The sequence below is a fragment of the Streptomyces sp. NPDC057424 genome (assembly GCF_042803315.1).
Taxonomy (GTDB): domain Bacteria; phylum Actinomycetota; class Actinomycetes; order Streptomycetales; family Streptomycetaceae; genus Streptomyces.
Genome location: NZ_JBHVCP010000015.1, coordinates 1 through 14,102, shown reverse-complemented (window position 1 = coordinate 14,102; position 14,102 = coordinate 1). Strand labels below are relative to the sequence as shown.

At 70.8% G+C, this 14,102-nt stretch carries 12 protein-coding genes and 1 riboswitch; all 12 genes read left to right on the top strand.

The window, feature by feature from the left end; translation table 11 throughout:
- Positions 1–12 precede the first annotated feature (12 nt).
- The 12 genes from ACFU3E_RS14970 to ACFU3E_RS14915 all read left to right on the top strand — a co-directional run bounded on the left by ACFU3E_RS14970 (position 13) and on the right by ACFU3E_RS14915 (position 14,059).
- Positions 13–1,509: a protein kinase gene (locus tag ACFU3E_RS14970; RefSeq protein ID WP_384157174.1), complete on the top strand. Its 1,497-nt coding sequence runs from the start codon at positions 13–15 to the stop codon at positions 1,507–1,509.
- Between the two features lie 142 nt (positions 1,510–1,651).
- Positions 1,652–2,299 carry a SurA N-terminal domain-containing protein gene (locus tag ACFU3E_RS14965; protein ID WP_384156862.1) on the top strand — a complete coding sequence of 216 codons (648 nt, stop codon included), beginning with the start codon at positions 1,652–1,654 and terminating at the stop codon, positions 2,297–2,299.
- Between the two features lie 112 nt (positions 2,300–2,411).
- Positions 2,412–3,431, top strand: a complete 1,020-nt coding sequence (locus ACFU3E_RS14960; protein ID WP_384156859.1) for a nucleoside triphosphate pyrophosphohydrolase — start codon at positions 2,412–2,414, stop codon at positions 3,429–3,431.
- Positions 3,432–3,537: 106 nt separating this feature from the next.
- Positions 3,538–4,836 (top strand): cytochrome P450, encoded by a 1,299-nt coding sequence (locus ACFU3E_RS14955; RefSeq protein ID WP_384156856.1) that lies wholly within the window; start codon positions 3,538–3,540, stop codon positions 4,834–4,836.
- A gap of 121 nt (positions 4,837–4,957) precedes the next feature.
- Positions 4,958–5,917, top strand: a complete 960-nt coding sequence (locus ACFU3E_RS14950) for a transglycosylase family protein (protein WP_384156853.1) — start codon at positions 4,958–4,960, stop codon at positions 5,915–5,917.
- A gap of 228 nt (positions 5,918–6,145) precedes the next feature.
- A riboswitch (cyclic di-AMP (ydaO/yuaA leader) is annotated at positions 6,146–6,312 on the top strand.
- 4 nt (positions 6,313–6,316) lie between these two features.
- Complete coding sequence (locus ACFU3E_RS14945) at positions 6,317–7,012, top strand: transglycosylase family protein (RefSeq protein ID WP_384156849.1); 696 nt, start codon at positions 6,317–6,319, stop codon at positions 7,010–7,012.
- 276 nt (positions 7,013–7,288) lie between these two features.
- Entirely contained in the window at positions 7,289–8,578 is a 1,290-nt protein-coding gene (gene eno / locus ACFU3E_RS14940; protein ID WP_384156846.1) for a phosphopyruvate hydratase, read from the top strand.
- Positions 8,579–8,696: 118 nt separating this feature from the next.
- Complete coding sequence (locus tag ACFU3E_RS14935; protein ID WP_384156843.1) at positions 8,697–9,173, top strand: septum formation initiator family protein; 477 nt, start codon at positions 8,697–8,699, stop codon at positions 9,171–9,173.
- A 52-nt stretch (positions 9,174–9,225) separates the two neighbouring features.
- Positions 9,226–9,756 carry a DUF501 domain-containing protein gene (locus ACFU3E_RS14930; RefSeq protein WP_384156841.1) on the top strand — a complete coding sequence of 177 codons (531 nt, stop codon included), beginning with the start codon at positions 9,226–9,228 and terminating at the stop codon, positions 9,754–9,756.
- Positions 9,753–10,703, top strand: a complete 951-nt coding sequence (locus ACFU3E_RS14925) for an exopolyphosphatase (RefSeq protein ID WP_384156838.1) — start codon at positions 9,753–9,755, stop codon at positions 10,701–10,703. Before ACFU3E_RS14930 ends, ACFU3E_RS14925 begins: the two co-directional genes overlap by 4 nt.
- Before the next feature lie 466 nt (positions 10,704–11,169).
- Positions 11,170–12,558, top strand: coding sequence for an NAD(P)/FAD-dependent oxidoreductase (locus tag ACFU3E_RS14920; RefSeq protein ID WP_384156836.1), 1,389 nt, complete (start codon positions 11,170–11,172; stop codon positions 12,556–12,558).
- A 208-nt stretch (positions 12,559–12,766) separates the two neighbouring features.
- Positions 12,767–14,059, top strand: a complete 1,293-nt coding sequence (locus ACFU3E_RS14915; RefSeq protein ID WP_384156832.1) for a class I SAM-dependent methyltransferase — start codon at positions 12,767–12,769, stop codon at positions 14,057–14,059.
- The last annotated feature ends 43 nt before the right edge of the window (positions 14,060–14,102 follow it).

Genomic DNA, 14,102 nt, shown 5'->3' with positions numbered 1-14,102 from the left:
GGCCGCTACGAACTGTCCACGGTCCTCGGGCAGGGCGGCATGGGCCAGGTCTGGACGGCCTACGACCAGCGGCTCGACCGGCGCGTGGCGGTGAAGCTGCTGCGCCCCGACAAGGTGGCCGGCCAGGACGCGGAGGAACTGCGCCGCCGGTTCGTGCGTGAGTGCCGGGTGACCGCGCAGGTCGACCATCCCGGCCTGGTCACCGTGCACGACGCGGGCAGCGAGGGCGAGGAGCTGTTCCTCGTCATGCAGTACATCGACGGCGCCGACCTCGCCGGTCACCTCGCCGAGCACGACCCGTACCCCTGGCAGTGGGCGGTCGCGGTCGCCGCGCAGCTGTGCGCCGTGCTGAGCGCCGTGCACGCCGTGCCGATCGTCCACCGTGACCTCAAGCCGCGCAACGTGATGGTGAAGCAGGACGGCACGGTCAGCGTCCTCGACCTCGGCGTCGCCTCCGTCATGGACGCGGACACCACCCGTCTCACCCACACCGGCACCCCCATCGGCTCGCCCGCCTACATGGCCCCCGAGCAGGCGATGGGCGGCGCGGTCGGCCCCTACACCGACCTGTACGCGCTGGGCGTGGTCCTGCACGAGCTGCTCAGCGGCGACGTCCCCTTCTCCGGCTCCACGGCCCTCGGAGTCCTGCACCGGCACCTGTACGAGCCGCCGCTGCCCGTGCGCCGCACCCGCCCCGAAGTCCCCGAGGCCCTGGAGGCCCTCGTCCTGCGCCTCCTCGCCAAGGATCCGCAGCACCGGCCCGCCTCCGCGCAGGAGGTCTACGAGCACCTGGAGCTGCTCCTGCCCGCGCGAGGGACGCCCACCGGAGCGGCCCTGGACCCCACCCGCCCGTTCCTGCGCCCGCACGCCCCGTGGCCGGACCGTGCGCGCACCCCAGCGCCCCAGCCCACGCCCGCCACACCGGTCACCGGGACTCCGGGGCAGACGGACATCGCCCGCGCCGTCGACGAGGTCAAGCGGCTCCTCGGCGAAGGCCGTGTCACCCAGGCCGTGGACATCCTCGGGGCGATCCTGCCCGCCGCCGCCGAACAGCACGGCGCGCACTCCCCGGTCGTCCGCACCCTGCGCAAGCAGTACGCGGCGACGCTCCTGGACGACGGCCAGTACCGGCGCGCCCTGCCCGAGCTGCGCCGGCTCGCCGACGAACGCGCCGCCGAGGCGGGCCAGGCCGACCCGCAAGCCCTGCGCCACCGCTACGAGGCCGCCCAGTGCCTCGAACAGCTGGGCGAACCGGCCGCGGCGCTCGCCGAGTACCGGGCGCTGCTGCCGTACTACGAGAACCAGTACGTCGCCGCCGGCGGACCCGAGCTCGCGCACGACGTCCGCCGCCGGATCGGGCACCTCCTGCTCGCCCTCGGCGACCGAGGCGCCGCTCACGACACCCTCGCCCGCCTGCTGCACGACGTGGAGCGCACCCACGGCCCCGGGCACCCGATCGGCACGGAAATCCGCAGGACACTGCAGTGGCTGGGGCAGGTCCGCGGCTGACGACCGCCCCGGGGGTGGCGCGGCGGTGCCGGAAGTCCCGGTGAATCGTTGGTCGAATGGGTTGGCCAGAGCTTGGCCACTGCCTACCATCGATCATCGCAAGACCTTGTGCACCGTCGCACAATCTCCTCGGGAGGTTTCCTTGCACCGCCGCCGTCGCACCGCGCTCCTCCTCACCGCCTCGATCGCCGCCGCGGCGCCCCTTCTCACCGCCTGTGGAAGCGACGCGCATCCCGGCGCGGCAGCCGTGGTGGGCGGCCAGCGGATCACCGTCTCCCAGCTGGACGAGCGGGTCGGCGAGGTACGCGCGGCCCAGCGGGCGGCCGTGCAGGACGAGGCCCAGTACCAGCAGGTCATCGCCAGAACCGGCACCCTCACCCGCGACACCCTGCACACCATGGTCCTGGACAGGGTGCTGCACCGCGCCGCCGAGGACGCCGGGGTGACCGTCTCCCGCAAGGAGATCCAGGCGATGCGCTCCGGCCTGGAACAGCAGGCCGGCGGCGCCGAGGCGCTGGAGACGGCCTGGCTCCAGCAGTACGGCATCCCGCCGCAGCGCCTCGACGAGAACCTCCGCCTCCAGCTGGAGGCCCAGAAGCTCGCCGAGGAGCTCGGCACGAACACCGACCGTCCCGAGTTCTGGAAGGCGCTCTCCGACGCCTCCAAGGACCTGAACGTCGACCTCAACCCGCGCTACGGCACCTGGGACGTCCAGAAGAGCAGCCGTGCCGACGCCAAGACGCCGTGGGTGCGGGACGTCACGGCGGCGCAGACCCAGCAGGGCATGTAGAGCAGGTGCAGGGCAGGCAGGCCAGGCGGGGCGGGCAGGCCAGGCAGGGAATCCGCTCCCGGGCCTGTGGACAACTTCGGGGACCGTCGGCGGCGTGGGATAGCTTCGAACCGTGAACGCCAACAGCCCCGAAGCCACCCCGGGCCCCGAGCGGACCGCTCCCGATGCGGCCGCTGCCCCTGGCCGCATCATCCTGCTCACCACCAGCCACCGCGTCGCCCCCGGCCTGCTCTCCTGGCCCGCCTGGCAGGCGCTGCACGCGGCCGACCGGGTCCTGTGCGCGGACGGTGCGCACCCGCAGCTGCCGTATCTGCGCGAGGCGGGGATCACCGTCGCCGAGGCGTCCCCGACCGCTCAGGAACTGGTCGGCGCCTGCGCCGGCGGACGCGCGGTGGTCGTGGTGGCGACCGGCGAGGGCGAACCGGTCCTGACGGACGGCCTGGCCCGCCTCGCCGGCACCGGCCGGATCGCCATGCCCGAGCTGGAGCTGCTGCCCGCCTCCTACGACCTGCCGGGCGCCCGGCTCCTCGACCTCGTCCAGGTCATGGACCGCATCCGCGCCGAGTGCCCCTGGTCCTCCCAGCAGACCCACGAGGGCCTGGCCAAGTACGGCATCGAGGAGGCGTACGAACTCGTCGAGGCGATCGAGGAGGGGGACCGCGACGAGCTGCGCGAGGAGCTCGGCGACGTTCTGCTCCAGGTCGTGTTCCACTCCCGCATCGCTGAAGAGGCCCGCCCGGAAGAGGGGGAGACCCCCTTCTCCATCGACGACGTGGCCGGCGGCATCGTCGCCAAGCTGATCCACCGTCATCCGCATGTCTTCGGCGACGCGACGGCCACCACCCCGGAAGAGGTCAAGGAGCACTGGCTGCGCACCAAGGCGGTCGAGAAGCAGCGCACCTCGATCACCGAGGGCATCCCCCTCGGCCAGCCCGGCCTGGCCCTCGCCGCCAAGCTGGCCTCCCGCGCCCGCACCGCGAACCTCGACATACCGCTCCCACCCGTCGAGGGCGTCGGCTACGACCTCCTGGCTCTGGCCGTCCGCGCCGAGTCCGAGGGCGTCGACCCGGAAGCGGCCCTGAGAGCGGCGGCCCGCGCGTACCGGGACGCGATCAGGGAGGCGGAGAGCTGAGCGCTCCGGGGCAGGGGCGCTCCGGGATGCCGGGACGGAAGAGGGGGGACTCCGGGATGCCGGAGCGGAAGCAGGGGCGCTCCCCGAAGCCGGATACGGTCGGGGCGTGACCGACCAGCCCCAGACCCGCACCCCCGCGACCGCTCCCGACCTCTTCACCTGGGAGTTCGCGAGCAACCCCTACCCCGCCTACGCCTGGCTCCGCGAGCACAGCCCCGTCCACAAGACGCGGCTCCCCAGCGGTGTGGAGGCCTGGCTGGTCACCCGGTACGCCGACGCAAAGCAGACGCTCGCCGACAACCGGCTCTCCAAGAACCCGGCGCATCACCACGAGCCCGCGCACGCCAGGGGCAAGACCGGGATCCCCGGGGAGCGCAAGGCCGAGCTGATGACGCATCTGCTGAACATCGACCCGCCGGACCACACCCGGCTGCGGCGGCTCGTGTCCAAGGCGTTCACGCCCCGCCGGGTCGCCGAGTTCGCGCCGCGGGTGCAGGAGCTCACCGACTCCCTCATCGACGGGTTCGCGCGGAAGGGGTCCGCCGACCTGATCCACGAGTTCGCCTTCCCGCTCCCCATCTACGCCATCTGCGACCTGCTCGGCGTCCCGCGCGAGGACCAGGACGACTTCCGCGACTGGGCGGGCATGATGATCCGTCACCAGGGCGGCCCCCGGGGCGGCGTGGCGCGGTCCGTGAAGAAGATGCGCGGCTACCTCGCCGACCTCATCCACCGCAAGCGGGAGGCGCTGCCCGCCGAGGCCGCCCCCGGCGAGGACCTCATCTCCGGTCTCATCCGCGCCTCCGACCACGGCGAGCACCTCACCGAGAACGAGGCGGCGGCCATGGCCTTCATCCTGCTGTTCGCCGGTTTCGAGACGACCGTGAACCTGATCGGCAACGGCACCTACGCCCTGCTCACCCATCCCGGGCAGCGCGCACGGCTCCAGGGCTCCCTCGCCGCCGGGGAGACCGCCCTCCTGGAGACCGGCGTCGAGGAACTCCTCCGCTACGACGGCCCCGTCGAACTCGCCACCTGGCGCTTCGCCACGCAGCCCCTGACCCTCGGCGGGCAGCGCATCGAGGCCGGCGACCCCGTCCTCGTCGTCCTGGCCGCCGCGGACCGGGACCCGGAGCGGTTCGCCGATCCGGACGTGCTGGACCTCGCCCGCCGCGACAACCAGCACCTCGGGTACGGCCACGGCATCCACTACTGCCTCGGTGCCCCGCTCGCCCGCCTGGAGGGCCAGGCCGCGCTCGCCACCCTCCTCACCCGCCTTCCGGACCTCCGGCTCGCGGCGGATCCGGCCGAGCTGAGATGGCGCGGCGGCCTCATCATGCGCGGGCTGCGCACGCTGCCGGTGGAGTTCACACCGGCTGAAAGTGACGAAACATCAGACCTGTGATCTTCACGTGATCTACGCGGCATGAACTTGTGACAAGTGATCGTCTGCCGATACGTTCACCCATCAACGCGGCCCGGGATTCCCACCGCGTGGTCACAGCTGTCTCGCGAAAGGTCTCCGTATGCTCTCCGGGAACGGTCGGCACCGTCGCCCCCGCCAGGCTCCGGCTCTCCTCTTGGCGGCCGGAGTGACCGGCTCCGCCATCGCGATCCCGCTCCTCGGGGCCTCCGGCGCCAGTGCGGCCGACGGCACGACCTGGGACCGGGTCGCGGACTGCGAGACCGGTGGCGCCTGGAGCCAGAACAGCGGCAACGGCTACTACGGCGGCCTGCAGTTGTCCCAGGAGGACTGGGAGAACCACGGCGGCCTCGACTACGCCGCGAGCGCCGACCTGGCCAGCCGCTCTCAGCAGATATCCGTCGCCGAGAGAATCCTCGCCGACCAGGGGGTCGGCACGTGGCGCACCTGCGGACTGCTCTCCGGCCTTCAGCAGGACAAGGGGTCGGGCTCGTCCGACTCATCCGAATCGTCCGGTTCGGAGGACTCGCGTGGTCTGCTCGACTCGCTGGATCCGTCCCCGTCCGCGAGCCCTTCCACGTCCCCGTCGTCGTCGCCTGACGCATCGTCACCCGCTAGTGACGAAACCGACAAGTCCGACAAGACGCCTGAATCCTCCGACTCATCGGCTGGCCGGCAGTCCGACGGCGCTGAGTCGGCCGCCCCCGAGAGCGGCCGGTCCGGCAACTCGCAGCAGAGTGACGACTCCTCGGCGCTGACCGACACCGGCTCCGGTCGTCATCGCGGCCCGAGCGCCGACGAGACCGGCACGCCCGAGAGCGGCCGCGCGGACGAGTCCACGGGCCGTCACTCCTCGCGCGGCGACGAGGACTCTCCTGACGCGCCCCAAGGCGACTACATCGTGGGCGTCGGTGACAGTCTCTGGTCCATCGCCGACGCCCTTCGGGTCAGCGGCGGATGGCGCGTGCTCTACGACGGCAACGAGAAGGCCGTCGGTACCGACCCGAACCTCATCCACCCCGGTCAGAAGCTCACCGTGGCGGGCGAAGGGGACGAGAAGTAGCCGTTCGGGCAGTGCGGAAACAGGGGTGGAAGTCGCCCCCAAAGCACACGAGTTCACGTCATGATTCGCGATGAATGTCCTGTTTGTGGCCCGTGAGAGATAGATCTCAGAAGCCCTGATCGTCTTTGAAATTCGGCGGATCGCGTGTCTACGGTCGTGACCGCTCGTCACCGCGAGCCCCGGCTGCCGCAACGCCGAATCCTGCCAGCGGCGGTACGGGAACAGTCGTCGCGTCAAGCGCCGTAGGCAGGAGCGGGGGACCCAAGGTAGGTGCCCGACCGGCCGGTTGTGCCGGAAGGGCTTGGGGTGAAGCCGTGTCCCGGGAGGGACGCGGCCGGGCAACTCAACCGGCCCGAACCCGACAGCTCACCTCGCAGGCGTCGGTGAGGGGATCTCTCCATGCTGTTTTCCGGCAAGGGCACGCACCGCCGTCCGTCCAAGGCCAGTCGCGCCATCGCCATCGCCGGTGTCACCGGTGCCGCCGTAGCCGCCCCGCTGATGGCGGCCGGCAACGCCTCCGCCGCCACCGCTTCCGAGTGGGACACCGTCGCCCAGTGCGAGTCCGGCGGCAACTGGTCCATCAACACCGGCAACGGCTACTACGGGGGCCTGCAGTTCTCGGCCTCCACCTGGTCCGGCTACGGCGGCACCAAGTACGCCTCCACCGCCGACCAGGCCACCAAGGCGCAGCAGATCGAGATCGCCGAGAAGGTCCTGGCGGGCCAGGGCAAGGGTGCCTGGCCGGTCTGCGGCAAGGGCCTGTCGAGCGCCGGTTACACCGGCGGCGGCTCCTCGAGCGACTCCGGCAGTTCCTCGCAGCAGAACCAGCAGAGCACCGAGTCCCGCGAGACCCAGCAGCAGCCGGCCTCCCGCTCCGACGAGCGCCCGGCGGCCAAGAAGACCGTCACCACCCCGACCGGCAAGAAGGTCAAGAAGGGCGACGGCGAGTACAAGGTCGTCAAGGGTGACACCCTGAGCTCGATCGCCGAGGACGAGAACGTCAAGGGCGGCTGGGAGAAGCTGTTCCAGCTGAACAAGGACATCGTCGAGGACGCCAACCTCATCTACCCGGGCCAGCAGCTGCACCTGAAGTAGGCAGCGGCCCGCCCAGGGTCCATGGGCTCCCCGCCCCGGTGCGTCATCCCCCGTACGCACCGGGGCGGGGTTTTTTCTGCCCGGCTTTCGGCCGGTCTTCGCCCTCCAGCTTTGTTCCGTTCGGAAACAATTTACTCTCGGTTCTGTCCATGGGGTGGGCGACCCGGTGGCCGATCGGCCCGAGCCGGTTAGGCTCATGTCGCGAGCCACCGCGGCCCGCACCTCGCCGGGTCCACGCGACCCGCGTACCCGCGTCACACCAAGAAGGAGATGCTCGTGCCGTCCATCGACGTCGTCGTAGCCCGGGAAATCCTGGACTCCCGAGGCAACCCCACGGTCGAGGTCGAGGTCGGCCTCGACGACGGCAGCACCGGTCGTGCCGCCGTCCCGTCCGGCGCCTCCACGGGCGCCTTCGAGGCCATCGAGCTCCGCGACGGCGACTCGAACCGCTACCTCGGCAAGGGTGTGGAGAAAGCCGTCCTCGCGGTCATCGAGCAGATCGGCCCGGAGCTGGTCGGCTACGACGCCACCGAGCAGCGCCTGATCGACCAGGCGATGTTCGACCTGGACGCCACCGACAACAAGGGTTCGCTCGGCGCCAACGCCATCCTCGGCGTCTCCCTCGCCGTCGCCCACGCCGCCTCCGAGGCCAGCGACCTGCCGCTGTTCCGCTACCTGGGCGGCCCCAACGCGCACCTGCTGCCGGTGCCGATGATGAACATCCTGAACGGCGGCTCGCACGCCGACTCCAACGTGGACATCCAGGAGTTCATGATCGCCCCGATCGGCGCGGAGTCCTTCTCCGAGGCCCTGCGCTGGGGCGCCGAGGTCTACCACACGCTGAAGAAGGTCCTGAAGAGCAAGGGCCTGGCCACCGGCCTTGGCGACGAAGGCGGCTTCGCCCCGAACCTCGGCTCCAACCGTGAGGCCCTCGACCTCATCCTCGAGGCCGTCAAGGAGGCCGGCTACACCCCCGGTGAGCAGATCGCCCTCGCCCTCGACGTCGCCGCGTCCGAGTTCTACAAGGACGGCGTCTACACCTTCGAGGGCAAGGACCGCTCGGCCGCCGAGATGACCGAGTACTACGCGGAGCTCGTCGACGCGTACCCGCTCGTGTCCATCGAGGACCCGCTGTTCGAGGACGACTGGGACGGCTGGAAGACCATCACCGCCAAGCTCGGCGACAAGGTCCAGCTCGTCGGCGACGACCTGTTCGTCACCAACCCGGAGCGCCTGGCCCGCGGCATCGACGAGGGCGCCGCCAACGCGCTCCTGGTCAAGGTCAACCAGATCGGTTCGCTCACCGAGACCCTGGACGCCGTCGAGCTGGCGCAGCGCAACGGCTTCAAGTGCATGATGTCGCACCGCTCCGGCGAGACCGAGGACGTCACCATCGCCGACCTGGCCGTCGCCACCAACTGCGGCCAGATCAAGACCGGCGCCCCGGCCCGCTCCGAGCGCGTCGCCAAGTACAACCAGCTGCTGCGCATCGAGGAGATCCTCGACGACGCCGCCGTCTACGCCGGCCGCAGCGCCTTCCCGCGGTTTCGCTCCGCGAACTATTAGGCACAGCAAGGGCTGACCCGTCCCGTAAGTAGCAGCGTCGTACGTACGTCCCCGTACTCGGTCCCGTACCGTGTCCGGGGACGTACGCGCGTAGGACGGTGGAGCGGGAGGCGGACAGATGGCCGTGAAGGACCGGGACCGGTTCTCCACCGCGACCAGGATCCGGTTGCTCGGCGAGCAGACCGCGGCCCGGGTCTACCGCTCCCAGACCAAACGCCAGGCCCGCCGCTCGCGGCTGACCGGCCGGGCCGCGCTGCTCGCCCTGGTGATGTGCTCGCTGATCGTGGCCCTGGCCTACCCGATGCGGGAGTACGTCTCGCAGCGCGCCGAGATCGACGACCTCCAGCGCGAACAGCAGCAGGCCCGCGAGCGCGTCGAACGGCTGCGCGACCTGAAGGCGCGCTGGCAGGACGACGCGTACGCCGAGCAGCAGATCCGGAAGCGGTTGCACTACGTCATGCCGGGGGAGACGGGCTTCATCGTCGTCGACCCGCAGGCGGCGAAGCAGTCGCGCACGGACCTGGGGGCGGCCGACCGCCCCTGGTACTCGAACGTCTGGGACGGGGTCGACAAGGCCGACGCCTCCGACCAGTGACCGAGCCCCAGTCAGTGACCTGAACCCAGAGAAAGACAGCCTGAAGACAGTCATGGAAACGCCTCCGCCGACCACCCCGCGCACCGAGCCCACCGACACCGACGTCGAGGCCTTCAAGCAGCAGCTCGGTCGGCCCCCGCGCGGTCTGCGCGCGATCGCGCACCGCTGCCCGTGCGGACAGCCGGACGTCGTCGAGACGGCCCCGCGGCTGCCGGACGGCACGCCGTTCCCCACGCTGTACTACCTGACGTGCCCGAAGGCGAACTCGGCCATCGGCACGCTGGAGGCCAACGGCGTGATGAAGGAGATGACCGAGCGGCTGGCCTCGGACCCGGAGCTGGCGGCGGCGTACCGGGCCGCGCACGAGGACTACATCCGGCGGCGCGACGAGATCGAGGAACTGAAGAACTTCCCGAGCGCGGGCGGCATGCCGGACCGGGTGAAGTGCCTGCACGTCCTGGTGGCCCACTCCCTGGCCGCGGGGCCGGGTGTGAACCCGCTGGGCGACGAGGCGCTGGCGATGCTGCCGGAGTGGTGGCGCAAGGGCGCCTGTGTGACGACCGCCGAGGAGGACGCCCAGTGACCCGTGTCGCGGCCGTGGACTGCGGCACGAACTCCATCCGGCTCCTGGTCGCCGACGCCGACCCCGCCACCGGAGAGCTGACCGACCTGGACCGCCGGATGACGATCGTGCGGCTCGGGCAGGGTGTCGACCGCACCGGCCGGCTCGCCCCCGAGGCGCTGCGGCGGACCTTCGCGGCGTGCCGCGAGTACGCCGGGATCATCAAGGAGCACGGGGCGGAGCGGCTGCGGTTCGTGGCGACCTCCGCCTCCCGGGACGCCGAGAACCGGGACGAGTTCGTGCGCGGTGTGCTGGACATCCTGGGCGTCGAGCCCGAGGTGATCTCCGGGGACCAGGAGGCCGAGTTCTCCTTCACCGGCGCCACCAAGGAGCTCGCCGGGGGCGACCACCTCCCGAAGCCCTACCTGGTCGTGGACATCGGCGGCGGTTCGACCGAGTTCGTCGTGGGCGACGACCATGTGCGTGCGGCGCGCTCGGTGGACATCGGCTGCGTCCGGATGACCGAGCGTCACCTGGTCCGGGACGGGGTGGTGAGCGACCCGCCGTCCGAGGAGCAGATCGCTGCGATGCGGGCCGATATCGAGGCCGCGCTCGACCTCGCCGAGCAGACGGTTCCGCTGCGCGAGGCGCGCACGCTGGTCGGCCTGGCCGGTTCGGTGACGACCGTGTCGGCGATCGCGCAGGAGCTGCCCGAGTACGACTCCGAGGCCATCCACCACTCCCGTGTCTCCCACGACCGGGTCCGCGAGATCACCGGGTGGCTGCTGCGCTCCACCCACGCCGAGCGCGCGGCCGTGCCCTCCATGCACCCGGGCCGGGTCGACGTGATCGGGGCGGGCGCCCTCGTACTCCTGTCGATCATGGAGCGGATCGGCGCGCAGGAGGTCGTCGTCAGCGAGCACGACATCCTCGACGGGATCGCTTGGAGTTGTGCGTCCGCCGAGTGACCTTTGTACGCGATCCTCCACGGCGTCGCGCGCTCGGTCGCCCAGCCCGCTTCTGAGCAGGCATGGATCACGAATGAGCGCGGCCGGAGGGCTCGGAAGAACCCTCCGGCGGCAGCCCGTCGGAAAAGTTCGTGAAGTTCTTCACAAGGAATTCGGCCCTCCCGGGCGACGAGAGGGGCCCCGTTGACCCGTCCGTGGACTGAACGGGCCTTTGAACATGTTCAGAAGCATGGTATGGAGGTGTTCCGGGAGGTGCTCGGTGTACCCCTCGGGGAGTGCCTCACGGAGGCTCCTCGGGCACAGAGAGGCAGCTCACGCGGCATTGACAACGCTCCGAGGTGCATAAAGGAGCCCGGTTGTCACCATGACGTGGATCACGCGGGCGGCGGAGGATAACACACTGCCCACCCGAGCTTGTGAAGGGGCGCACGAGCCACCCCCCTGAGACGGGTGGATACTCGATGGCATGAGCACCACGGAGCGTCCCAGGATCCTCGTAGTAGGCGGTGGGTACGTAGGCCTGTACGCAGCTCGGCGCATCCAGAAGAAGATGCGCTACGGCGAGGCGACCGTCACGGTCGTCGACCCCCGGTCGTACATGACCTACCAGCCCTTCCTCCCCGAAGCCGCCGCCGGCAACATCTCCCCGCGCCACGTCGTCGTCCCGCTGCGACGCGTGCTGCCCAAGGCGGAGGTCCTCACCGGCCGGGTCACCACCATCGACCAGGACCGCAAGGTCGCCACGGTCTCCCCGTTGGTCGGCGAGGCCTACGAGCTGCCCTTCGACTACCTGGTGATCGCGCTCGGCGCGGTCTCCCGCACCTTCCCGATCCCCGGCCTCGCCGAGCAGGGCATCGGAATGAAGGGCGTCGAGGAGGCCATCGGCCTGCGCAACCACGTCCTCGAGCAGCTGGACAAGGCCGACTCCACCACCGACGAGGAGATCCGCCGCAAGGCGCTCACCTTCGTCTTCGTGGGCGGCGGGTTCGCCGGTGCGGAGACCATCGGCGAGGTCGAGGACATGGCCCGCGACGCGGCCAAGTACTACAAGAACGTGTCCCGTGAGGACATGCGCTTCATCCTGGTCGACGCCGCCGACAAGATCCTCCCCGAGGTGGGTCCCAAGCTCGGCAAGTACGGCAAGGAGCACCTCGAGGGCCGCGGTGTCGAGGTCTACCTGTCCACCTCCATGGACTCCTGCGTCGACGGCCACGTGGTGCTGAAGAACGGCCTCGAGGTCGACTCCAGCACCATCGTCTGGACCGCCGGCGTCAAGCCCAACCCGGCCCTCACCCGCTACGGCCTGCCCCTCGGCCCCCGCGGTCACGTCGACTGCGAGCCGACCCTCCAGGTCAAGGGCACCGACTACATCTGGGCCGCCGGCGACAACGCCCAGGTCCCGGACCTCGTCGGCCGCAAGGCGGGCAACGAGAACGCCTGGTGCCCGCCGAACGCCCAGCACGCGCTGCGCCAGGCCCGGGTCCTCGGCGACAACGTGGTGTCCGGCATGCGGGGCTTCCCGCAGAAGGACTACGCCCACGCCAACAAGGGCGCGGTGGCCGGTCTCGGCCTCCACAAGGGCGTCGCGATGATCGTCATGGGCAAGATGAAGATCAAGCTCAAGGGCCGTCTCGCCTGGTACATGCACCGTGGCTACCACGGCCTGGCGATGCCGACCTGGAACCGCAAGATCCGCGTCTTCGCCGACTGGACCCTCGGCATGTTCCTCAAGCGCGAGGTCGTCTCGCTCGGCGCCATCGAGACGCCGCGCGAGGAGTTCTACGAGGCCGCCAAGCCGGCCCCGGTCGCCGCCGCGCCGAAGGAGAAGACCGAGGAGAAGGCCAAGGCCTCCTGACCTCCGGTCGGTCATCCGCCTGACGAAGGGCCTCCCGCCATCCGTGGTGCGGGAGGCCCTTCGGCGTGTATTGCCCAGACATGACGCGTGCCGGGGACTGCGCCGAAGCCCCGCAGGTGCTTACGTGGTGTTGGACATTCCGGGATTCCCCTTCCCCAAGCTCTCGACTTCGCTCGAGCAGGGGATACCCCTAACGGAGGTGTACACCATGGCAGACGCCGCGTCGCGGCTGCAGGGCCTCTTCACACAGTTGCTGGGAGCACCGCTCCCGGTGCGCATCCGCGCCTGGGACGGTTCGCAGGCGGGCCCGCCGGGCGCGCCGACTCTGGTCGTACGCAACCGCCGCGCGCTGCGCCGCCTGCTGTGGAAGCCGGGCGAACTGGGCCTGGCCCGCGCCTGGGTGGCGGGAGACCTCGACATCGAGGGCGACCTCTACACGACCCTCGATCTGCTGGCCGGACTCATCTGGGAGCGCGGCGACGACGCCCGCACCCTCGCCGAGGCCCTGCGCGACCCCGAGGTCCGCGCCGCCGTCCGCGGACTGGTCAGACTCGCCGGACCCCCGCTGCCGCCCGCCCCGCCCCGCGAGGAGACCCGCAGCCCCCGCCGCCACCTGCACACCAAGCGCACCGACCGGCGCGCCATCAGCCACCACTACGACGTCGGCAACGACTTCTACGAGATCGTCCTCGGCCCGTCCATGGTGTACTCCTGCGCCTACTGGCCCACCCCGGACAGCACCCTCGAACAGGCCCAGCGGGACAAGCTCGAACTCGTCTGCCGCAAGCTCGGCCTGAGCCCCGGCAGGCGGCTGCTCGACGTCGGCTGCGGCTGGGGCTCCATGGCCATCCACGCCGCCCGCGAGCACGGCGTGAGCGTCGTCGGCGTCACGCTCTCGCAGGAGCAGGCCGCCTACGCCCGCAAGCGCGTCGCCGACGAGGGCCTCACCGACAAGGTCGAGATCCGCGTCCAGGACTACCGCGAAGTCCGCGACGGGCCCTACGACGCGATCTCCTCCATCGGCATGGCCGAACACGTCGGCGCCGAGCGGTACCTGGAGTACGCCGCCGACCTGTACAACCTCCTCAGGTCCGGCGGGCGGCTCCTGAACCACCAGATCGCCCGCCGCCCGCGGGGGGACGAGACGACGTACAGCGTCGACGCGTTCATCGACTCCTACGTCTTCCCCGACGGCGAGCTCCAGCCGATCGGCAGCACCGTGGACCGGCTGGAGCGCGCCGGGTTCGAGGTACGCGACGTCGAGGCGATCCGCGAGCACTACGCCCTCACCCTGCGCCAGTGGGTCGCACGCCTGGAGGCGGACTGGCAGCGTGCCGTCCAGCTGACCAGCCCCGGCCGCGCCCGCGTCTGGCGCCTGTACATGGCGGCCTCCGCGCTGGCCTTCGAACACAACCGCATCGGCGTCAACCAGGTCCTGGCCGTCCGTACCCCCGAGTCCGGGGCGTCGGACATGCCGCTGCGCACCCGCACCTGGAACTGAGCACGGCGAAGGGCCCCTTTCCGTCCGGGAAAGGGGCCCTTCG

Bases quoted from the DNA above. Each gene is read 5' to 3' on its own strand.
- ACFU3E_RS14935 (WP_384156843.1), top strand. From the start codon at position 8,697: ATGGCCGTGAAGGACCGGGACCGGTTCTCCACCGCGACCAGGATCCGG.
- ACFU3E_RS14920 (WP_384156836.1), top strand. From the start codon at position 11,170: ATGAGCACCACGGAGCGTCCCAGGATCCTCGTAGTAGGCGGTGGGTAC.
- ACFU3E_RS14915 (WP_384156832.1), top strand. From the start codon at position 12,767: ATGGCAGACGCCGCGTCGCGGCTGCAGGGCCTCTTCACACAGTTGCTG.
- ACFU3E_RS14950 (WP_384156853.1), top strand. From the start codon at position 4,958: ATGCTCTCCGGGAACGGTCGGCACCGTCGCCCCCGCCAGGCTCCGGCT.
- ACFU3E_RS14930 (WP_384156841.1), top strand. From the start codon at position 9,226: ATGGAAACGCCTCCGCCGACCACCCCGCGCACCGAGCCCACCGACACC.
- ACFU3E_RS14945 (WP_384156849.1), top strand. From the start codon at position 6,317: ATGCTGTTTTCCGGCAAGGGCACGCACCGCCGTCCGTCCAAGGCCAGT.